This is a genomic window from Baekduia sp., assembly GCF_035318805.1.
Lineage (GTDB): Bacteria > Actinomycetota > Thermoleophilia > Solirubrobacterales > Solirubrobacteraceae > Baekduia.
The window spans coordinates 1-20,689 of record NZ_DATHDY010000025.1; the positions used below are offsets into that span (position 1 = coordinate 1).

General features: G+C 74.6%; 21 protein-coding genes. 6 read left to right on the forward strand and 15 right to left on the reverse strand.

The window, feature by feature from the left end; translation table 11 throughout:
• Nucleotides 1-174: 174 nt before the first annotated feature.
• The 3 genes from VK501_RS06095 to VK501_RS06105 form a co-directional block, all read right to left on the reverse strand.
• Nucleotides 175-633 (reverse strand): hypothetical protein, encoded by a 459-nt coding sequence (locus VK501_RS06095; protein ID WP_324335676.1) that lies wholly within the window; start codon nt 631-633, stop codon nt 175-177.
• A 161-nt stretch (nt 634-794) separates the two neighbouring features.
• Entirely contained in the window at nt 795-1,454 is a 660-nt protein-coding gene (locus tag VK501_RS06100; RefSeq protein WP_324335678.1) for a GntR family transcriptional regulator, read from the reverse strand.
• Nucleotides 1,451-2,641, reverse strand: a complete 1,191-nt coding sequence (locus VK501_RS06105; RefSeq protein WP_324335679.1) for an acyl-CoA dehydrogenase family protein — start codon at nt 2,639-2,641, stop codon at nt 1,451-1,453. Before VK501_RS06105 ends, VK501_RS06100 begins: the two co-directional genes overlap by 4 nt.
• Before the next feature lie 49 nt (nt 2,642-2,690).
• Here VK501_RS06105 and VK501_RS06110 point away from each other — a divergent pair, with 49 nt between their 5' ends.
• Nucleotides 2,691-3,806: a CoA transferase gene (locus VK501_RS06110; RefSeq protein ID WP_324335681.1), complete on the forward strand. Its 1,116-nt coding sequence runs from the start codon at nt 2,691-2,693 to the stop codon at nt 3,804-3,806.
• 12 nt (nt 3,807-3,818) lie between these two features.
• On the opposite strand, the gene VK501_RS06115 is transcribed toward VK501_RS06110, so the two are convergent.
• The 4 genes from VK501_RS06115 to VK501_RS06130 all read right to left on the reverse strand — a co-directional run bounded on the left by VK501_RS06115 (nt 3,819) and on the right by VK501_RS06130 (nt 6,730).
• Entirely contained in the window at nt 3,819-4,259 is a 441-nt protein-coding gene (locus VK501_RS06115) for a DUF6166 domain-containing protein (protein ID WP_324335683.1), read from the reverse strand.
• A 76-nt stretch (nt 4,260-4,335) separates the two neighbouring features.
• On the reverse strand, nt 4,336-4,536 hold the full coding sequence (locus VK501_RS06120; RefSeq protein WP_324335685.1) for a hypothetical protein: 201 nt from the start codon (nt 4,534-4,536) through the stop codon (nt 4,336-4,338).
• Nucleotides 4,537-4,572: 36 nt separating this feature from the next.
• Entirely contained in the window at nt 4,573-5,589 is a 1,017-nt protein-coding gene (locus VK501_RS06125; protein ID WP_324335687.1) for a metal ABC transporter substrate-binding protein, read from the reverse strand.
• Nucleotides 5,590-5,824: 235 nt separating this feature from the next.
• Nucleotides 5,825-6,730: a M28 family peptidase gene (locus tag VK501_RS06130; RefSeq protein WP_324335689.1), complete on the reverse strand. Its 906-nt coding sequence runs from the start codon at nt 6,728-6,730 to the stop codon at nt 5,825-5,827.
• A gap of 180 nt (nt 6,731-6,910) precedes the next feature.
• Between VK501_RS06130 and VK501_RS06135 the strand changes: the two genes are divergently transcribed.
• On the forward strand, nt 6,911-7,315 hold the full coding sequence (locus tag VK501_RS06135) for a hypothetical protein (protein WP_324335691.1): 405 nt from the start codon (nt 6,911-6,913) through the stop codon (nt 7,313-7,315).
• Nucleotides 7,316-7,344: 29 nt separating this feature from the next.
• Here VK501_RS06135 and VK501_RS06140 read toward each other — a convergent pair whose 3' ends face one another.
• From VK501_RS06140 to VK501_RS06150, 3 genes are all read right to left on the reverse strand, one after another.
• Nucleotides 7,345-8,760, reverse strand: a complete 1,416-nt coding sequence (locus VK501_RS06140) for an FAD-dependent oxidoreductase (RefSeq protein WP_324335693.1) — start codon at nt 8,758-8,760, stop codon at nt 7,345-7,347.
• A 93-nt stretch (nt 8,761-8,853) separates the two neighbouring features.
• Complete coding sequence (locus tag VK501_RS06145; protein WP_324335695.1) at nt 8,854-9,654, reverse strand: ABC transporter permease; 801 nt, start codon at nt 9,652-9,654, stop codon at nt 8,854-8,856.
• Nucleotides 9,651-10,670, reverse strand: coding sequence for an ATP-binding cassette domain-containing protein (locus VK501_RS06150; protein ID WP_324335697.1), 1,020 nt, complete (start codon nt 10,668-10,670; stop codon nt 9,651-9,653). The genes VK501_RS06145 and VK501_RS06150 overlap by 4 nt, the downstream gene beginning before the upstream one ends.
• A 99-nt stretch (nt 10,671-10,769) precedes the next feature.
• Between VK501_RS06150 and VK501_RS06155 the strand changes: the two genes are divergently transcribed.
• Both VK501_RS06155 and VK501_RS06160 read left to right on the forward strand, forming a co-directional pair.
• Nucleotides 10,770-11,372 (forward strand): molybdopterin-dependent oxidoreductase, encoded by a 603-nt coding sequence (locus VK501_RS06155; protein ID WP_324335698.1) that lies wholly within the window; start codon nt 10,770-10,772, stop codon nt 11,370-11,372.
• Nucleotides 11,360-12,109, forward strand: a complete 750-nt coding sequence (locus VK501_RS06160) for a ferredoxin reductase (RefSeq protein WP_324335700.1) — start codon at nt 11,360-11,362, stop codon at nt 12,107-12,109. The genes VK501_RS06155 and VK501_RS06160 overlap by 13 nt, the downstream gene beginning before the upstream one ends.
• 9 nt (nt 12,110-12,118) lie before the next feature.
• Here VK501_RS06160 and VK501_RS06165 read toward each other — a convergent pair whose 3' ends face one another.
• A complete protein-coding gene (locus VK501_RS06165) occupies nt 12,119-13,132 on the reverse strand; it encodes a hypothetical protein (RefSeq protein ID WP_324335702.1) in 1,014 nt (337 codons plus the stop codon).
• Nucleotides 13,133-13,256: 124 nt separating this feature from the next.
• On the opposite strand from VK501_RS06165, the gene VK501_RS06170 reads away from it, so the two are divergent.
• A complete protein-coding gene (locus tag VK501_RS06170; protein WP_324335704.1) occupies nt 13,257-16,067 on the forward strand; it encodes an ATP-binding protein in 2,811 nt (936 codons plus the stop codon).
• A 157-nt stretch (nt 16,068-16,224) separates the two neighbouring features.
• On the opposite strand, the gene VK501_RS06175 is transcribed toward VK501_RS06170, so the two are convergent.
• The 4 genes from VK501_RS06175 to VK501_RS06190 form a co-directional block, all read right to left on the reverse strand.
• Nucleotides 16,225-17,049, reverse strand: coding sequence for a class I SAM-dependent methyltransferase (locus VK501_RS06175; RefSeq protein ID WP_324335706.1), 825 nt, complete (start codon nt 17,047-17,049; stop codon nt 16,225-16,227).
• A gap of 9 nt (nt 17,050-17,058) precedes the next feature.
• Nucleotides 17,059-18,597, reverse strand: a complete 1,539-nt coding sequence (hutH, locus tag VK501_RS06180; protein WP_324335707.1) for a histidine ammonia-lyase — start codon at nt 18,595-18,597, stop codon at nt 17,059-17,061.
• Between the two features lie 10 nt (nt 18,598-18,607).
• Complete coding sequence (locus tag VK501_RS06185; RefSeq protein ID WP_324335709.1) at nt 18,608-19,096, reverse strand: PIN domain-containing protein; 489 nt, start codon at nt 19,094-19,096, stop codon at nt 18,608-18,610.
• Between the two features lie 96 nt (nt 19,097-19,192).
• Nucleotides 19,193-19,825 carry a hypothetical protein gene (locus tag VK501_RS06190; protein ID WP_324335711.1) on the reverse strand — a complete coding sequence of 211 codons (633 nt, stop codon included), beginning with the start codon at nt 19,823-19,825 and terminating at the stop codon, nt 19,193-19,195.
• Nucleotides 19,826-19,983: 158 nt separating this feature from the next.
• Between VK501_RS06190 and VK501_RS06195 the strand changes: the two genes are divergently transcribed.
• On the forward strand, nt 19,984-20,634 hold the full coding sequence (locus tag VK501_RS06195) for a response regulator transcription factor (protein WP_324335713.1): 651 nt from the start codon (nt 19,984-19,986) through the stop codon (nt 20,632-20,634).
• Nucleotides 20,635-20,689 lie beyond the last annotated feature (55 nt).

A 20,689-nucleotide genomic window follows, 5' to 3' on the forward strand; every position in this document is an offset into this window, starting at 1 on the left:
AACCTCCCCTACGCCTGGTTCACCATCACCGACCTCGGCCGCGCCGTCCAACGCGAAGACGAAGACCCCTCCCTCACCGAACGCCTCGAAGCCGTCGAACGCACCCTCGCCGCCCTCGTCCGCCGCGACACCCCCACCCCAAAACCCCCACCCGACAACCACGACTGAACCCCCTCAGCCCGCGCCACGCCGCGTCGCACCCGCCACGATCAACTGCACCTGCGGCCGCAGCCGCTCCAGGACCGACCGCAGCTCGCCGCGGGCGTGCTCGTCGAGCTCGGTCGGCCGCGGGTAGCCGCCGTCGGCCGAGGGGACGGTCAGCGCGCCGCACAGACCGAGCAGCGCCCCCACCGGATCGACGAGCTGGGTCTCCTCCTCGTTGGGGACGAGCGCGTAGAAGTGCTCGACGGCCCCGCGGACGCGTCCCTCGTCGGCCAGCTCGACCACGCCGGCGGCCACCAGCGTGCGCACGTGATAGGCCACCGAGCCCAGCGTCGCACCCGTGACCCTGCTGAGGCGCGTCGGGCTGATCGGCCTCCCGTAGCTGCGCATCACGTCGATGATCTGCTCGCGCGCCGGGTGCGGTCTCAGCGTCGCGCGGCGCTCCTGCTGCTGCTTCTTCGTGGTCGTCATCCGTTGCTCGCGTCTCCTTCTCCAAGGGGTTGGGCTGGTCTGAGTCAACGGCGCCGTACCGTACTCATCCGACGAGCACTGTGCAACTATCGTTGTACAGTGTACGGCGTGTACTGATCAACGACCGCGCCCGCGCACGAGTGCTGGGGCGGCCGGCCGGCTCAGTCGGTCGCGAGGATGCCGTCGAGCACCTCGAGCGCGCGATCGCGGTGCGCGCGCAGCTCGGCGACCAGCGCGTCGGCGTCGCGACGGTGGATCGCCGCGACGATGCGCTCGTGCGCATCGACCGTCGCGCGCCGCTCCTCGGGTGAGTTGTAGTACATGGCGCGATAGGCCTCGGTCGAGTCCCACAGCAGCCGGATCACGCGCATCGCGTGGACCTGCTCGGGCGACTTCAGGATCGCGAAGTGAAAGCGGCGGTTGGCCTGCAGCTCCGCGGCGACGTCGCCCGCCTCGGCAGCGCTCACGCAGTCGCGTGCCGCCAGCTCGATGCGCTGCAGCGCGTCCTCGTCGAGCGTCGGCAGCGCCCGGCGCGCGGCGCGCTCCTCCAGGACGTCGCGCAGCTCGTAGATCTCGGTGAGGTCCGCAATCCGCAGCTCGGTCACGAAGTAGCCGCGCCGCGGGAAGTAGGTGACCTGCCCCTCCTGCTCCAGGACGCGCAGGGCCTCGCGCACCGGCGCGATGCTCACGCCGAGGCCCTGGGCGACCTCCTCCTGCGCCACGCGCTGCCCCGGGCGCAGCTCCCCGGCGACGATGGCCCGCCGCAGGCCGTCGAGCGCGTGCTGCTGCGTGGTCCCGGGGCCCGTGGCGGCGGTGCTCATCGGAGGGCCTGCATCCCGGTGAGCGCGCCGCCGACGACCAGCGCGTGCACGTCGGCCGTGCCCTCGTAGGTGACGACCGACTCGAGGTTGTTCATGTGCCGGATGACGGGGTACTCGAGCGTGACGCCGTTGGCGCCGAGCACCTGGCGCGCGGTGCGGGCGACCTCGAGCGCGGCGTTGACGTTGGCCAGCTTGCCCATGCTGACCTGCTCGGGGCGCAGCGTGCCCTGGTCCTTCATGCGGCCGAGGTGCAGGGCGAGCAGGACCGAGCGGTTGACGTCGGTGGCCATCGTCGCGAGCTTGAGCTGCTGGAGCTGGGTCGCGGCGATCGGCCTGCCGAACGCGATGCGCTCCTTGCTGTAGTCGAGCGCCGCCTCGAAGCAGGCGCGGGCGGCGCCGGCGGCGCCGAAGACGATCCCGAAGCGCGCCTCGTTGAGGCACGACAGCGGGCCGCGCAGCGAGGTCGCCTCGGGCAGCAGCGCGCCGGCGGGCAGGCGCACGTCGTCGAGGAGCAGCTCGGAGGTGACCGAGGCGCGCAGCGACAGCTTCTTGTGGATGTCCTGCGTCGTGAAGCCCTTGGTGCCCTTGGGCACCAGGAACCCCCGAACGCCGTCATCGGTGGCCGCCCACACGACCGCGACGTCGGCGATCGAGCCGTTGGTGATCCACATCTTCTGGCCGTGGAGGATCCAGTCGTCGCCGTCGCGCCGTGCCCGGGTGCGCATCGCGCCCGGGTCCGAGCCGGCGTCGGGCTCGGTCAGGCCGAAGCAGCCGATCGCCTCGCCGGCGGCCATCGCCGGCAGCCACCGCTGCTTCTGCTCCTCCGAGCCCCAGCGGTGGATGGCGTACATCGCCAGCGAGCCCTGGACGCTGACGAGGCTGCGGATGCCGCTGTCGCCCGCCTCGAGCTCCAGGCACGCGAGGCCGTAGGCGGTCGCGCTCGCCCCCGCGCAGCCGTAGCCCTCGAGGTGCATGCCGAGCACGCCGAGCTTGCCCAGCGCGGGCGCCAGCTCGGCGACCGGGACCTCCGCCGCCTCGAACCAGTCGCCCACGTGCGGCACGATCCGGTCGGCGACGAAGGCGCGCACCGTGTCGCGGATGTCGCGCTCCTCGTCGCCGAGGAGCTGGTCGAGCCCGAGGAAGTCCTTGGGGCGGATGGCGTCCTGCGTGGTCGCTGCGGCGGTCATGGGTGCTCCTGGTTGACCCGGGATTTTCGAATATCTAGGATCTTTGCACGTGACCGCCGCCCTCGACAACCTCAAGATCCTCGACTTCTCCCGCGTCCTCGCCGGGCCGTTCGCCACGATGCTGCTGGCCGACCTCGGCGCGACGGTGACGAAGGTGGAGCGGCCGGGCGTCGGCGACGACACCCGCGCATGGGGCCCGCCCCACGACGCCGACGGCGTGGCGACCTACTTCGACGCGGTCAACCGCAACAAGGACTCCGTCGTCCTGGACCTCGGCGTCCCCGACGACCTGGCGCGGGCGCGGGCGCTCGCCGCCGGAGCCGACGTCGTCGTCGAGAACTTCCGCCCGGGCGTCATGGAGGGCCTCGGGCTCTCCGGACCGCAGCTGTGCGCCGAGCGCCCCGCGCTCATTTACTGCTCGATCACCGGCTTCGGCTCCGGCGACGGGGCCGCGCTGCCCGGCTACGACCTGCTGATCCAGGCGCTCGGCGGCCTCATGAGCATCACCGGCGCGGCCGGCGGCGAGCCGCAGAAGGTCGGGGTGGCCCTGGTCGACGTGCTGGCCGGGCTGTTCGCCGGCGTCGGCATCCTCGCCGCGCTGCACCACCGCGAGCGCACCGGCGAGGGCCAGCTCGTCGAGGTCAACCTGCTGTCGTCGCTGCTCGCCGCCCTGGTCAACCAGGGCTCGGCGTTCACCGCGGGTGGCGTGGTGCCGCAGCGCATGGGCAACGCGCACCCGAGCATCGCGCCCTACGAGCTGCTGGCGACCGGCGACGGCGAGCTGGTGCTGGCGGTCGGCAACGACCGCCAGTTCGCGGCGCTGTGCCACGTGGTCGAGGACCCCGAGCTGGCGGCCGACCCGCGGTTCGCCACCAACGCCGACCGCGTCGCGCACCGCGCGCCGCTGCGGGCCGAGCTCGAGGCGCGGTTGGCGCACCGCAGCGCGCCGGCGTGGGCGGCGGAGCTCACGGCGGCGCGCGTGCCGGCCGGCGTCGTCAACGACGTCGGCGCCGCGTTCGCGCTCGCCGCCTCGCTGGGGCTCGACCCGATCGTGGAGCTGCCGCGCGAGGACGGCTCGCCCGTGGCGGTGACGCGCAACCCGATCGGGCTGTCGGCGACGCCGCCGACCTACCGCACCGCGCCGCCGCGGCTGCCGCCGGCGTAGGCACGGCCGCGCTCAGCGCCAGCGCTCGGGCACCTCGAGGGCGGCCTGGAAGATCACCCAGCCGCGGACCTCGACCGCCGACAGCGCGAAGCCGGCGGCCGGCAGCGCGCGCAGGACGTCGTCGGCGAACGCGAGGGCGAGCCCGAGCTCCACGGGCCGGCCCAGCACGTCGTGCAGGAGCGCGACGGCCAGGCGTAGGGCGCCGTCGCCGCGCCGGCCCCAGTCCGGCGCGTCCACCGCGAGGCGCACCGGGCCCCCGCCGTGACCCGCGACGACGTCGATCCACGCGTCGTCGGCGTCGCGCCCCGCGAGGTAGACCCGCGCCTCGCTGAGCAGCCCGTCGACCTCGGCCAGCACGGCCAGCTCGAGCTCCTGGGTCGCGCACGCGCGGCGCTCGCTGGTGCGCCGCGTCGCCGCCGGCGGCTGCGCTCCACGTCTGATCCGGGACGTCATGTCCCCACCCTGGACGGGCCGGCTGAGAGGACCCTTCCGCGAGTCTGAGACATCGCCGAGGATCGGGGCGCGCGCGTCAGTCCCAGTCGTCGGGGTCGGGCTCGTCCTCGGTGAAGATCGTGCGCACCGGGTGGCGCAGCAGCGTGCCGAGCTTGCCGCGATCCTCGGTGCCGAGCGTGAAGAACACCGCGATGGCCCCGATGACGATCGCGAAGGCCCCCGCGCCCGTGGCGAGCAGGATCTGGGTGGTGCCGGACGCCACGATCAAGGCCATCATGATGTCGACCGTAGCGCCCGGCGCCCCGGGGAGGCGTCACAGGCCCGCGATCGTGCACCCCTCCTTGCCACCGGTGAAGCCGCGGACCATCGCGTCGGCGTTGGCCTGCTCCATGCCGAGGTAGGTGCCACCGGGCGACCCGGCGGGGCCGAGCGTGTCTCCGTAGAGCGTGTGGTCGGCCGATGCGCCGGTCTGGCGCGCGATCGCCCGGGCGAGCTTCGGGTTGATCGAGGACTCGGGGAACACGGCGCTGACGTGCTCGCGTCCGATGACCTCGCTGAGCTTGGCCAGGTCGCCGGCCGAGGGCTGGGCCTGCGTGGTCTGCGACGGGATGACGGCGCCGACGACGTCGATGCCGTAGCGGTGGGCGAAGTAGGCGAACGCGTCGTGGTCGGTGACGAGCCTGCGCCGCGCCGCGGGGACGCGACCGATGCAGGCCTGGATGCCGGCGTCGAGCGTGTCGAGCTTGGCCAGGTAGGCGTCGGCTCCGCGGTCGATCGCGGCCTTTGCGGACGGATCGGCGGCGATCAGCGCAGCGCGGATCCGGTCGACGGCGTACCGCACGTTGCGGGGGTCGTGCCACCAATGCGGATCGAAGCGCGAGGCCTCCGCGCCCGACGGGTCGCCCGGCAGCGCGACCGGCCGGCCGGCACCGGCGTCCAGCTGTGCCGGATTGCCACCGGCGTTGTCGACGACCTGGCCGATCCATTGGTCGAGGTGGTCGCCGCTGGTGACTACGAGCTTGGCGCCGGCGGTCTGCTGGATGTCGTCGGGGCGCGGCTCGTAGTCGTGCGGGTCGGAGTTGGGCTTGAGGATCTGGTGGACGTCGACCGCCGCGCCGCCGATCGAGCGCACAACGTCGCCGAGCTGCGTCGTCGTGGCGACGACGTCGATGGGCGTGGCGCGAGCGGAGGCCGTGGTGGCCGGCGAGCCGCCGCCGTCGTCGGAGCCCGAGCTCGAGCTCGAGCCGCAGCCCGCGACGAGCGCGGCGGCGGCAAGCGCGGGCGCGGCCAGGGCAGGCAGCCGGCGCCGCGAGGGGATCAGGGAACGCATGGGATTGGGTCTCCAGGTAGGAATGAGACCCATTCTTATCACATGGCTCGGCGGGCGATGACGACCGAGAGCGCGAGGGGCGCGGGCGCCCGCGCGAACCTCTGGCGTCACTGCCCTCCCCAGCGTGTGCGGCACCCGAGCGCCGGCGCCGGGCGCCACCAGCCGTCGAGGGACGACTCAACCGCGCATACGGCGGTTCAGTCGTCCCTCGACGCCCCCGCGACCCTCCGCGCGCTCAGCGCCAGGTGCGCAGCAGCTCGACGACCGTCTCGCCGACGGCGTCGACGCTGGCGGGTGCGAGCTTGTTGTAGGTGTCGTTCACCGTGTCCTTGTAGCGGTAGCTCCAGTCGATGAGGTCGACCGCGGGCACCCCGGCGCGCAGGAATGGCGCGTGGTCGTCGGTGATGCTGACCTCGTCGCCGTCGGGGAACACCGGGGCGACGCCGACCTGCGCCGCCGCCGCGCGCACCCGCCTCCACACGCCCGGATCCGAGCTGCCCTCGCGTGGCAGCTGCACCCCGCGGTTGCCGATGTAGTCCAGCAGGACCATCGCGCGGGTCTCGCCGGGATGGGCGGTGACGTAGGCCTTGGAGCCGCGCAGCGCGTCCCGGTAGAAGTCGTCGGTCGGCTTCGGCTCCTCCTCCCCGTCGAAGAGCACGAACCGGATCGCCGGTGCGCCGGCCGGACGCGCGGTCCGCCGCAGCGTACGTGAGACCTCGATCACCGTGGCCACCGCGGCGGCTGCGTCGTTGGCGCCGACGAAGCCGGGCGGGTGGTACTCGGTGTCGTAGTGGGCGCCGAGGACGACCGCCGGCGCCGTGCCGGGGATCTCGCCGACGACGTTGCGCAGGCCAGGGTGGTCCGGGACGTCCTCGAAGCGGCCGGCGGGCAGCAGCGCGCGCAGGCGCTCGGCGACGGCCCGCAGCTGGGGCGAGCCCGCCGGCCGCTGGCCCGCCGCGAGCTGAAGGCGGACGAGCCGCATCGCCCGCGCGCGATCGAAGCGGTGGGCGGTCGGCGCGGGCGCGTCCCGCGCGGCGCGGGCGCTCGGGCTGGCCACGCGCTGGGGCCGCGCAGCGCCGTCGTCGCCGGCGCGCCACACGAGCAGGCCGGCGACGATCGCCAGCTGCAGCGCGGCGAGCACTGCGACGCGCCGGACCGGGAACGACCCCGGCGCACGGGGCGACCGTCGCCACAGGCGGCGCGGTGCGCTTCGATGGGGATCCAGGCCGGGAACGGGTCTGCGAACCGTACCTTGGATGCCGTCGCCGAACGACCGTCCACCGGTCTCGATAACCGGCACGAGCGTGCCTAGGATCCGCGCGTGCGTTCCCCGATCACGCCGCCGCCGGACGCGACGCTCCAGCAGCTGGCGGCGACGCTGGCCAGCATCCACGGCGTCTCGACGCCGCTGGACGGCGCCGCGTCCAAGAAGCCGCCGACGACGACGCAGGCCAAGAGCCACGGCGCGCGGGCCGCCGCGGCCCGCCGGCCGACGCGCAGGGCCTTCGTCCGCTGGCTGCTGGCGCGCACCGCGACCGCGCTGCCGACGGTGCACGGGCGCCTGAAGGCGACGCAGACCGGCGGGGTCTACCGCGCTCAGGTCCAGACGCCGCGCTGGCTGCGCGCGACCTCGCGCGTGCTGCGCAAGGGCCACGTGACGACGCTGCCGATGGACGTCGTGGTCGGCGGCGCGAGGGTGCGCGTCGCCGTCCCGCTGCCGCGCTGAGGACCGGACGGCGGCGGCGCCCGTGGCCTCTAACCGCCGGTGGTCGTCCGCGAGACGCCGAGCAGGTCGGCGAGGCGGACGAGCTTGACGCGCGGACGGCCGTGGGGCTCGCCGGTCGTCTTCTCGTGCGCGTCGATCGCCTCCCAGCCGGCCCACGTGACGGCGTCCGGCGCGCGCTCGGCGTAGAACGTCGCGATCGCCTCGGGATCCGGCAGGGGCGGGACGTTGAGGACGTCGGCGTCGCGGTCGGCGAGAATCTTGGACACGGTGTCGGCGGCGTCCTTCTTGTTGGTGCCGATGACGCCCGACGGACCGCGCTTGATCCAACCGACGACGTACTCGCCGCGGTGCTGGTCGCCCGCCTCGCCGCAGACGCGACCGCCCTCGTTGCGGATCAGGCCGCGGCGCTCGTCGAACGGCACGTCGTCGACCGGGCGGCCACGGTAGCCGATCGAGCGCAGGACCAGGCCGCACTCGATGACCTCCTCCTCACCGGTGGACACGGCACGCAGTCCGCCGCCCTCGGTCGGCTCGATGCGGTTCTTGACGATGCGCACGCCGGTGACCGGGCCGTCATCGCCCTCGCCGAGGATCTCCACCGGTGAGCGCAGGAACCGCAGGATCACCCGGTGGCTGGCGTCCTTGGGCCCCGACTCCGCGTAGGCGCGCAGGATCTCGACGTTCTTGCGCGCGGTGATGTCGCCCTCCTCCTCCAGCCAGCGCGCGCTGTGCTCGTCGAGCTCCATGTCGGTGGCGTCGACCTCGACGCCGGCGCGCTGGAGATCGGCCAGCTCGCGCAGCTCCGGGTTGGTGAACGCGGCCTGCGCGGGGCCGCGGCGGCCGAGGAGCACGACCTCCTGCACCTGCGCGGCCGACAGCACCTCGATCGCGTGGTCGGCGGTGTCGGTCGGCGCGAGCTCCTCGGGATGCAGCACCAGCATGCGCGCGACGTCGATGGCGACGTTGCCGTTGCCGATGACCACCGCGCGCCTGACCGACAGGTCGTACTCGTGGTCGGCGGCGTCGGGGTGGCCGTTGTACCAGGCCACGAAGTGGGTCGCCGCGTGCGAGCCGGGACGATCCTCGCCCGGGATGCCGAGGCGGTTGTCGTCCGACGTGCCGAGCGCGTAGAGCACCACGTGGTAGCGGTCCAGCAGCTCGGCCCGGCTGACGTCCTGGCCCAGCCGCACGCCGCCGAAGAACCGGAAGCCGGGCTTCTTGGCCGTCTTCTCGTAGACCCGCGTGACCGCCTTGATCTTCGGATGGTCGGGTGCGACACCCGCGCGCACGAGGCCGAACGGCGTCGGCAGCGCGTCGAGCAGGTCGACCTCGAAGCCGCCGGCCAGCAGCTGATCGGCGGCGTAGAACCCGGACGGGCCGGCGCCGACGATGACCGCGCGCGGGGGCTCGTCGGTGGCAGGGCGGGGAGCGGAGGCGTCAGACATCACCACGATTTTCGCGCATCGCCGGCCGCGACCGCCTTCCGGCGTTCGGTCGGCGCGCCGGCCGGCGGGTGGAGCCGGCCGGCGCGCGCCGGCTCAGGACCGGATCGAGCGCTGGTACTGCATGACGGCCAGCGGCGCGCAGATCACGACGATCGCGATCGCCCAGATCAGGGTGTAGGCGATCGGATGGGCCAGCGGCCAGACCGCATCGGCCGGTGCGACGCCTCCCGGGTTGCCGAAGAGGTGGCGCAGCGCGTTGGCCAGCGACGACGTGGGGTTCCACTCGGCGATCGTCTTCAGGACGCCGGGCAGCGTGCTCGTCGGCACGAACGTCGAGGCGATGAACGTGATCGGGAAGATGGCGACGAACGCCACGCCCTGGACCGCCTCGGGCGTCGGGACCAGGCTCCCGAGCAGCACGCCGATCCAGATGACCGCGAACGAGAACGCGAGCATGAGGCCGTAGGCGCCGAGGATTTCCAGGATCCCCGTGTGGATCCGCCAGCCGACGACGAAGCCGGTGACCGACATGAAGGCGATCGGCAGCAGCGCGCGGATGAGGTTGGCGACGGAGTGGCCGGCGAGCACGCTCGCCCGCGGGATCGGGAGCGAGTGGAAGCGGTCGATCGCCCCGTTGTTGCGGTCGTTGGACAGGGACATCGCCACGCCGAACGCGCCGAAGACGATCGTCTGGGCGAAGATGCCGCCCATCAGGAACTCCTTGTAGCTGCCGCCGCCCGGCACGGCGATCGCGCCGCCGAAGACGAACGCGAACAGGAGCACGAACATGACCGGCTGGATCGTCGCGTCCGACAGCGCCTCGGGCTGGCGGCGCATGTGCTTGAGGCCACGCCGGGCGATGACCCAGCTGTCGCTGACGAAGGTGCTGCTCATCGGGTCTGCTCCACGGTCTCGGCTTCGGGTTCGGGTTCTTCGGGTCCGGCGTCTTCGAGTCCGGCGCCGTCGGCGGGCGAGGGCGTGCCCGTCAGGGTCAGGAAGGCGTCGTCGAGCGTCGGCTGGCTGAGCCCGAGGTCCTCGACGGCGATCTGCGCCTCGGCCAGCGCCTGGGCCAGCTCGGCGATGGCGGCCACGCCGCCCTCCGCGGGCGCGCTCGCCGAGCGGCTGCCGGCGTCCACGGTCGGCCGGACGCCGGCGATGCGCGCCACGATCTCGGCGACCGCGTCGAGGTCGGCGCGGTCGGCCACCACGACGTGGAGCTGGTCGCCGCCCACCTGGCGCTTGAGCGCCCGCGAGTCGCCGCGCGCGATCACACGGCCGTGGTCGACCACGACGATGTCGTCGGCCAGGCGGTCGGCCTCCTCGAGGTACTGGGTCGTCAGCAGGATCGTGGAGCCGGCCTCGACGAGGCGGTCGAGGATGTCCCAGAGGTCGTTGCGCGCCCGGGGGTCGAGGCCCGTGGTGGGCTCGTCGAGGAACAGCACCTCGGGCCGGGCGACCAGCGTCGCGGCCAGGTCGAGGCGCCGGCGCATGCCGCCCGAGAAGTCGCGCGCGAGCTTGTCGCGGGCGTCGGTCAGCGCGAACTCCTCCAGCAGCTCGGTCGCGCGGGCGCGGGAGACCTTGCGGCCGAGGTGGTGCAGCTCGCCGATCATGGTGAGGTTCTCGTGACCGGTGAGGAGTCCGTCGACGGTCGCGTCCTGCGCGGCGAGGCCGAGGCTGCGCCGCACCGACACTGGGTCGCGCGCGATGTCGTGGCCGGCGACCGTCGCGGTCCCGGCGTCCGGTGCGGTCAGCGTCGTGAGCACGCGGACCGCCGTCGTCTTGCCCGCGCCGTTGGGACCGAGCAGCGCGCAGACGGCTCCGCGCGCGACGTCGAGGTCCACGCCGTCCAGGGCGCGCTTGTCTCCGTAGCGCTTCACGAGGCCGTGCGCTTCGATTGCGTTCGTCGTCATCTTCCACCCACCCTCGCATGCCGGCCCGACGACTCCAGTAGGGATACCCGCACCCCGTCGACACCCCCTTGGGGTATCACCGGGTCTACGATCGTGCCCATGGCCCCCATCTCCCGTGGCTTCCATGGACGCCGGCGCGAGGCCGACCCGGACCGGGTCCCGCCCGGGCAGTACGTGGTCGACGACTTCCCGGTCCTGTCGGCCGGCCCCACGCAACGCACGCCGACCGACAGCTGGACGTTCGCCATCGGCGGCGCCGCCGAGTCGGGCGCGGCATGGTCCTGGGAGGAGCTCAACGCGCTCCCCCAGGAGACGTTCACCACCGACATCCACTGCGTGACGAAGTGGTCCAAGCTCGGAACGACGTGGACCGGCGTGTCGGTCGACACCCTCCTGGAGGACGTCGTGACCGAGGCCGAGTTCGTCACCGCATGGTCGGACGGCGACTACACCACCAACTTGACGCTCGAGGACGTCACCGACGGCAAGGCGTGGGTCGTCCACACCTTCGAGGGCGAGCCGCTGGAGCCCGAGCACGGTGGCCCGGCGCGGCTGCTCGTGCCGCACCTGTACTTCTGGAAGAGCGCGAAGTGGGTGCGCGGCCTCACGCTCACGCTCGACGACGAGCCCGGCTTCTGGGAGGCGGCCGGCTACCACAACCACGGCGATCCGTTCAAGGAGCAGCGGTATTGGAGCGACTGAGCGCCGGCCGCGTCCCGATCGTCTGGCGCACCGCGACGGTCAGCGGCCTGGTCGACGAGAGCACGCACGCCCGCACGCTCGTGCTCGACGTCCCCGGCTGGCCCGGCCATGTGGCCGGCCAGCACGTCGACGTGCGCCTCACCGCCGAGGACGGCTACCAGGCACAGCGCTCGTACTCGATCGCCTCGGCGCCCGAGGCCGCGCAGCTCGCGCTGACCGTCGAGCGCATCGAAGACGGCGAGGTGTCGCCGTACCTGTCCGAGGATCTCGTGGTCGGCGATCCGCTGGAGCTGCGCGGGCCGATCGGCGGGCCCTTCACGTGGCGGGTCGCCGACGCCGGTCCGCTGCTCCTGCTCGCGGGCGGCTCGGGCCTCGTGCCGCTCATGGCGATGCTGCGCCACCGCGCCGCGCAGCGCAGCGTCGTCGACGCGCACCTGCTGGTCTCCAGCCGTGGCTTGGACGACGTGCTGTACCGCGACGAGCTCGCCGGCCTGGCGGGGACCGTGGGGCTCGAGATCTCCTACACCTTGACCCGGGAGCAGCCCGCGGGGTGGACCGGCTTCGCGCGCCGCGTCGACGCCGAGATGCTGAGGGCGATCGCGCCGCCACCCAGCGCGCGGCCACGCACCTTCGTGTGCGGCCCGACCCCGTTCGTGGAGCACGTCGCCGACGCTCTGGTCGGCCTCGGCTACGACCAGGCCACGATCCACGCGGAGCGCTTCGGGCCCACCGGCTAGCCCGCGGCGTCATCGGATCTCTGCGTCGAAGAGCGCCAGCATCTGGAGCCCGGTGGCGACCAGGGCGCCGGCCGCGATCGCACGGTGCTCGGCGGGCGTCGCGCAGTGCTCGCGGTGGACCGAGGCGATCGCCGTGCCGACGGCGTCGCCACCCTCCACGCACGCGAGCAGCGCATCGGCGGTCGCCGCCGCGAGGTAGCCGAGCCACTCCGGCCAGGAGGCGGTGCCCGGTCCCTCCCACAGCGGCTCGTCGCCGGCCCGCGCGAGCGCGCGCGTCAGCGCCCAGGCGCGCTCCAGGACGGCCTCGGCGGGCGCCGGCGTGGGGGCGCAGAGCGCGGCGCCCGCGGTCAGCGCCGTCGCCGCGAGGTCCGCGATCGCGTCGAGGCAGCGGGGATCCGGCCCCCCGGCCACCGCCGGCTCGGGCGCCGCCGCGCACACGGCGCCGAACGCGGTGCCCAGCGCAAGCGCCGCGCCGAGGGCCGCGAGCGGCGGACCCGGTGGCGGCGGCCCCTCGTGCCCGGCCTCGCCGTCTGGATCCGCATCGCGGCCGGCGGGCACCGCCACCCGGGTCACCGCGTCGCGGCCCACCCGTTCCTGCACCCGCCGGGCCGCGCGCCGCAGCAGCTCGGGGTCGAGCTGGACGCCTTCGTCGTCGCAGCCTCCCCAGCCCTCGAGATCGTCGTCGGGATGCGGCAGCACGCGCCGGCGATCCAGGATCGTCGTGTCGGCGCCGTGGACGACCAACCGCACCATCTCGGTGCCCAGCGCCTCGAAGCGCTCGACGCCCACCGCCACCTCCGCGTGCCGCCGCGCGAGGCGCTCGACCAGGCGCGGGTCGCTCGTCGACCACACGAGCCGCGGGGGACCGTCGGCGTCGAGCACCGTCGCTCCCGCCCGCCGCAGCTCGTCCACGAGGGGCGGCAGCGACCGGGTCGGACCGTTGAGGACGAGGCGGTGGTGGTGCATGCCGAGCATCGTCGGGGCGCCGCGGCGCGACGGGCCGCGATGTGCGTGAAGCGGCACGGGTGCTGCGCAGGTTCTTCACGCGCATGCGCGATCCGTGGCCGATCGAGGCTCGGTCGTCGAGATGGCGGCCGGGGGGTTCCCTGCCCCATCCCTCGCCGGTGGCTCGCCTAGGCTTCGCGCCGTGTCCCTGCTCGGTCGCGATCCGGAACTGACCGCGCTGGCGGACGCGTGCGCGCACGTGCGCGGCGGGGGGCGGCGGACGATCGGCCTCGTCGGCGAGGCCGGGATCGGCAAGAGCGCGCTGGTGGACGCGGCCGCCGTGAACGCGCGCACCGCGGGGCTGCTCGTGCTCGACGGACGCGCCGCCGAGCACGAGCGCGAGGTGCCGTTCGGGCTGGTCGTCGACGCGCTCGACGACCACGTCGCGACACTCGACCCGACGCGCGTCGCCGCGGCCGGACTCGAGCTCGGCGCGGTGCTGCCGGCGGCGTCCGACGGCCACGATCCCTCCGGCGTCGGCGGCCCCGCCGAGCGCTTCCGCTACCACCGCGCTCTGCGGGCGCTGCTGGAGCTGCTCGGCCGCGAGCGCCCCGTCGCGCTGCTGCTCGACGACGTGCACTGGGCCGACGACGCGTCGGTCGAGCTGGTCCTGCACCTGCTGCGCCGCCCGCCGCGCGTCCGGTTCCTGCTCGTGCTGGCGGCGCGCCCCTCGCCGGCCGCGGCGCGGCTGCTGGACGCCGGACGCCGGTCGGCCGACTGGGAGGAGCTGGCGCTCGCGCCCCTCGAGCGCGACGCCGCGCTGGCGCTGTTGCCCGCCGACCTCGCGACGGCGGACCGCGACCGGATGCTGGCCGACGCCGGCGGCAACCCGCTGTTCCTACGCGAGCTCGGGCGCCGGACGGCCGGCGCTGGAGGCGCGCTGCCCACCACGCTGGCCGCGGTCGTCGGCCAGGAGCTCGAGCAGCTCCCGCCGGACGCGCGCGCGCTCCTGGACGGCGCGGCGGTCGCGGGCGACCCGTTCGACCTCGACGTCGCGGCGGCCGCCGCCGGGATCGGACGCGCCGACGCCGCGGCGGCCCTCGACGCCGTCGTGGCCGTCGACCTCGTGCGACCCGCCGAGCACCGCCGCACGTTCCGGTTCCGCCACCCGCTCGTGCACCGCGCGATCGCCGACGCGGCGCCGCCGGGCTGGCGGCTGCTCGCGCACGAGCGCGCGGCCTACGCGCTGCTGGCGATCGGCGCTGACCCGGCGATCCGGGCCTACCACGTCGAGCAGTTCGCGCGCCCCGGCGACGACGCCGCCGTCGCGCTGCTCACCGAGGCCGCGCAGGCCGCGACCGACACGTCGCCCGCCGCTGCCGCGCACTGGTACGCCGCCGCGCTGCGCCTGCTGCCCCACGACGCCGGCGCGCAGCGCGCCGCCCTGCTGGCGCCGATGGCCCACGCGCTGACCTCCGCCGGTCGACTCGAGGAGAGCCGCGCGGCCGTCGACGAGTGCCTGGCGCTCCTGCCGCCCGCCACCGAGGAGCGCGGCACGCTCGCGGCCGGCGCGGCGCTCGTCGACGTGCTGCTCGGCGAGTTCGCCGCCGCCGACGCGCGGCTGCTCCAGGCGCTGCAGGACGCGCCGCCGTCGATCCGTCCGCGGCTGACGCTCTACCGCGCGTCGACGGCCTTCTTCCGCGGCGACGTGGAGGCGGTGGCGACGTGGTCACGCCGGGCGGCGGAGGAGCTCGAGGGCGTCGACGATCCGGTCGCGTGGGCCTCGATCGAGGCGATGGAGGCGCTCGGCCTCGCGCTGAGCGGGCGGCCCGCCGCCGAGCTGATGCGCCGCTCCGCCGAGCGCCTGGCGGCCGCCGACGACGCGGCGCTGGCGCAGCAGGTCGACGCGGCCTGGTCGGTCGGCGGCAACCTCGGCCAGATCGAGCGCTACGCCGAGGCCATCGAGGTGCTCCAGCGCGGCGTGCGCGTCGCCCGCGCCGACCGCCAGGACCACCTGTTCCTGCACTTCCACACGCTCCTCGCGATGTTCGAGCTGCCGCTGCTGCAGCTCGACGCCGCGCTCGATCACGCCGAGGCGGCCGAGGAGGCGGCGCGGCTCCAGGGGCTGGGGCACGACCTCGCCTTCGCGCTGTGCCAGCGCGCTCGGGTGCTCGCGGTGCGGGGCGAGCCCGCCGAGGCCGAGCGCGCGGCGACCGAGAGCGACGAGCTGTATCGCACGCGCCAGCACTTCCGCACGACGCGCACGGGCCTCGCCCACAACGCGGCCATCCGCTTCGGGCCCGATCCCGAGCGGCTGCTGGCCGAGCTGACCGCCATCGGCGGTCCCCGCCTGGAGCAGATCAACCCCACCGCGGTCGCCGGCCTGCTGCTGATCGCGACCCGGGCGGCGGTCGCGCTCGGGCGCCTCGACGAGGCCGAGCGCTGGGCCGAGCTGACGATCCGGATCGCCGGCGGCCCGCAGCTGCCAGCGAGCGCGGTGCGCGGCGTCCGGGCGCGCGCCGAGGTGCTGCTGGCCCGCGACAGCGCACGGGCTGCGGCGCGGCTGGCGGCGTCGGCGGTGAGCGATGCCGAGCGGCTCGGGCTGCGGCAGGAGGAGGTTGCGGCGCGCCTGCTCGCCGGCCGCGCGCTGCTGGCCGGCGGCGATCGCGACGCGGCGATGGGCGAGCTGCAGCGCGCGGCCACCGACGCCGGGCGCTTCGGCGCCGGCGCCGACCGCGACGCCGCCGGCCGCGAGCTGCGCCGTGCCGGCGTCCGGATCTCCTCCGAGGCGCGCCGGGCCGCCGACTCGTCGCGCCGCAACGGGCTCACCGAGCGCGAGCAGTCGGTCGCCGAGCTGGTGGCCGCCGGGCGCTCCAACAAGGAGGTCGCCGCGACGCTCTTCCTGTCGGAGAAGACCGTGGAGGCGAACCTCACGCGCATCTACGACAAGCTCGGCGTGCGATCGCGCACCGAGCTGGCCGGCAGCTGGCCGCCTGGCGTGTCCGGGCGGTGAGGCGCCCGATGCGTTTGGAGAGGCGCTCGGGGCAGCGCGCTCGTGCCGAGCCCGGTGCAGCTCGCGTTCTCCTAGGCCCGCGTCCCTCCTGGACCGCGGGTTTCGCCCCCTGGGCGAACACCCGCAAGGGAACCTGGCCCTCTGGGCCAGTGTTCCCCTAGGCCCGAGCACGCGCGACGGCGATCAGCAGCTCGTCGCCGGGGTCGTAGGCGTGCCCGGCCCAGTCGCCGAAGAGCGCGAGGTGGCAGAAGCCCGCCGCCTCCAACGCGTGCCTCAGCGCCGGGCCGTCGTAGAGCCGTAGGTGCTCCCGGCGCGAGCCGTCGACCTCGCCGGTCTCGCGATGCACGAACGTCTTGTGGTGCGAGAGCACGCCGGACTCCGGGTCGAGCACGAGGTGGCTGAGGTAGAAGCGCCACGGATCCGCCGCCGGCAGCTCGTGCCACAGCCGCAGCTCGCCGTCGCTCGCTGCCAGCAGCCGCTGCCAGGACGGGTGCGGGTACAGCTCCAGGACGATCGTCCCGCCCGGACGCAGCGTCGCAGCGAGCTTGTCCAGCAGCCGCGCCCCGCCGTCGGGCTCGATCGCGTCGAAGTAGGCGAACGCTCCGGTGATGCAGAGCGCCGCGTCGACCGTCGGGCACGCGACCGTGCGGGCGTCGCCGGCGACGAGCTCCAGCCGCCCCGCGATGCCCTCGTCCTCCGCCCACGCCTGCGCGAACGCCGTACGCGACTCGGAGATCTCCACGCCCAGCCCGAATCGCAGAGTCCCGTCGCGTGCCAGGTCCACCAGCAGCCGGCCGTTGCCGCTGCCGACTTCGAGCACCGACGACCCCTGACCGAGCCGGGGTCGCAGGAACGCTGACTGTTCTGCCGTCCGCTCCACCAGGGCCGCGCGGTAGGCGGCCAGCGCCGCCGCATCGAACTGCGTCAGATCCTCGAACCCCGCGTAGGCGGCCAGCGTGTCGCTCTCCGTCGACAGGACCATGGAGCGACGCTAACGCAGTGGCCCGACCTCTGCCTCCACTGCCGCCACCAAGGTCCCGTCGAAGACCAGCTGCTCAGCGGCGACGAGGTCGGGCGACAGCCAGCGGTCGGGCCCCGGGCCGGCGACGAGCTCGCGCAGCGCGCGCAGGGCCGCGGCGGTGCCCGCGGCGGGCGCCAGCGGCGCGCGGAGGTCGAGGGCGTGGGCGGCGCACACGAGCTCGATCGCCAGGATCCGGCCGAGGTTGGCGACCGAGGCGCGCAGCTTGCGCGCCGCGCTCCAGCCCATCGAGACGTGGTCCTCCTGCATCGCGCTCGACGGCAGCGAGTCGGCCGAGGCCGGCACGGCCAGGCGGCGGTTCTCGGCGACCATCGCGGCCTGCGTGTACTGAGCGATCATCAACCCTGAGTTGACGCCGGCGTCCGGCGTCAGGAACGGCGGCAGGCCGTGCGACCGCGCCGGATCGAGCAGGCGGTCCGTGCGCCGCTCGGCGATCGCGCCGACGTCCGCGGAGGCGATCGCGAGGAAGTCGCACGCGTACCCGACCGGGGCCCCGTGGAAGTTGCCGCACGACTCGACGCGGCCGTCGGGCAGCACCATGGGGTTGTCGATCGCCGAGTGCAGCTCGGCCTCCGCGACGCGGCGCGCGTGGGCCAGCGTGTCGCGTGCCGCCCCGGCGACCTGCGGCGCGCAGCGCAGCGAGTAGGCGTCCTGCACGCGATCGTCGCCGAAGCGGTGGCTGGCGACGATCGGCGAGCCGGCCAGCAGCGCGCGGAGGTTCGCCGCGCTCTCGGCCTGGCCGGGCTGCGGGCGCAGCGCGACGAGGTCGGCGGCGAAGGCACGGTCGGTGCCCATCAGCCCCTCGACCGACATCGCCGTGGTGATGTCGGCGACCTTCAGCAGCCGCGCGAGGTCGTCCATGGCCATCACCAACATCCCCAACATCCCGTCGGTGCCGTTGATCAGCGCCAGCCCCTCCTTGGCGATCAGGGTCAGCGGCGCGATCCCGGCCGCGGCCAGCGCCTCGGCGGCGGGACCCTCGACGCCCTCGGCGTCCACGACCGTCCCCTCGCCCAGCAGCGCGAGCGCGCAGTGCGCGAGCGGCGCCAGGTCGCCGCTGGCGCCCAACGATCCGTGCTCGCGCACGACCGGCGTGATCCCGGCGTTGAGCAAGGCCAGCATCGTCTCGGCGACGACGGGGCGCGGGCCGGAGCGGCCCATCGCCAGCGTCCGGGCGCGCAGCAGCATCATCGCGCGCACGACCTCGCGCTCCACGGCGGGGCCCAGGCCGGCGGCGTGCGACCGCACCAGCGCCCGCTGAAGCTCCTCGCGGCGCTGCGCGGGGATCGCGACGTTGGCCAGCGACCCGAACCCGGTCGACACGCCGTAGACCGGCTCGGCCGAGTCGACCAGCCGCGCGACCACCGCGGCCGAGGCCTCCATCGCCTCCCGCGCCGCGTCGCCGAGCACCACCGGCACGCCGTCGCGGGCGACCGCCACCACGTCGTCGGCGGTGAGTCCGGTGCCGCTGAGCTCGACCTGGGGCGCCATCGCCCCCAACCTAATGGGCCGGGCGATGGGCGGCCGGGCGGGGCGCCATGTGGCGGCGGCGGTACGGCGGCGGCGGGTGCTCGCGCCCGAGCGCGACGACGCGCGGACGCAGGTCCGCCGCCCAGCTCCAGAGGACGAGGCCGGGCAGATGCGCGGCTGCGGCCTCGCGCAGGCGGCGGTCCTCGGTGACCAGCGGGACGCGCTGCGCGGCGGCGGCCGCGGCGATCAGCGCATCGTCGATCCCGCTGATGCGCCGCAGGGCCGCCAGCAGCGCGGCGACGGCCCGGTCGTGCTCGTCGACCGGCGGGACCACGAGCACGCGCACGCGCTGCAGGTCGCGGCGATGCCACTCGTCGGGCGTCGCCGCGACCTGCTCGACGCTCACGGTCGCGGCCAGCAGCTCCAGCCAGCGGGCCGACGTGAGGCGATCGACGAGCTCGAGCAGGTCGGGCTCGGCCGCGATCGCGTCGAAGACGTTCGAGTCGATGAGGCAGCGCATCGCGCCCATGAGCCTGCCTCATGATCGCAGCGCGGTCAGCGGAGCGTGTCGGCGGGGCGCCGCAGCGCCTCGCGGGCGCTGCGGCACGGTCGCCACTCAGACGGTCGCGAGGTCCCCGACGCGCGCCTGCTCGGCCACCGCCGCGGTGCCCGTGCGGCGCAGCAGCGTGCCGGTCAGCACCAGGAACCCGATGCCGGTGAGCAGGAGGGCGAGGCCCATGACGATGGAGAACAGCGCGACCTGCTGCGCGAAGAAGGACGTGTTCAACGCGGTGCTGAGGCCGGTCTCGGTGACCCACACGGCGCGGGCGCCGTTGGCGACGGGTGCGCCGGTCTTCGGGTCCTTCGCAGCGGCGGCCTTCTCCGCGGTGGGCTTGCCGGAGGCGTCGAGGTACTGCGCCATCTGGGCGTAGGTCTGGCCGCCGGTGGCCTCGAGCGCATGGATGCGCATGTAGGACGCGAAGCACTTGGCGCGCGAGCCGCTGTCGATCGGCTGATCGGCGACCGAGCAGGTCGGAACGCCCTGGATGTCCTTGAGGCCGGCGTCCGCGATCGCGGCGCGGATCTTGGTCGGCGTCATGTCCGGCGACCCGACGATCTGCTCGCGCTTGAGGTCGGTCCCGACCTCGCGATGGCCGGAGGCGCCGATGACGATCGCGCCGGCCCCCAGGACGATCAGGACGATGCTGGCGAGGACGCCGGCGATGGCGAAGGGGCGAGGCAGGGACATCGTGGTGGACCTCCGAAGGTCACGAGACGGGGGGGCGCGGTCGCCGGGCGGCGACCTCTGACCAGCACCCTCCCGCTCAGCGGCGCTCCGCACGTCCGGTGCGATCCGCCGACGTGCTGCGTAGTTGTCCGCAGTGCGGCCCGTAGGATGCGACCGGCATGGCGCCCGCCGCGATCACCATCGTCCTCGCCGACGACCACGCGGTCGTCCGCAGCGGGCTGCGGTTCGTGCTCGACGCCGAGGACGACCTGCACGTGGTCGCGGAGGCGGGCACGATCGACGACGCCGTGCGCAAGACCGCGGCCCATCGCCCGGCGGTGCTCGTCCTGGACCTCAACATGCCCGGCTCCCTGCCGTCGAGCCTGGACGCCCTTCCCGAGCTGGCCGCCGCCGCGCCGGACACCCGCGTGGTGATCCTCACCATGCAGGACGATCCCCAGTTCGCGCGCGCCGCGCTGGCGGCCGGCGCCGCCGCCTACGTCCTCAAGGAGGCGGCCGACACCGAGCTGGTCGAGGCGATCCGCCGCGCGGCCGCCGGCGAGGCGTACCTCAACCCGCGCCTCGGGGCGCAGATCGCCGCGGCGCCGCCCGAGCCCGCCGGCCCGCCCGACGACCTCACCGAGCGCGAGGTCGAGGTCCTGCGGCTCATCGCCCTCGGCCACACCAACGGCGACATCGGCGCGCAGCTCTACCTCTCGGTCCGCACGGTCGAGTCGCACCGCGCCCACATCCAGCAGAAGCTACGCCGCACGAGCCGCGCCGAGCTCGTCCGCTACGCGCTGGACCACGGCCTGCTCGACGATCCGTAGACCGGCACGGCAGGCGGGCGCGTGGTGCGAGAGGATGTGCGAGCGGCACGCGGCG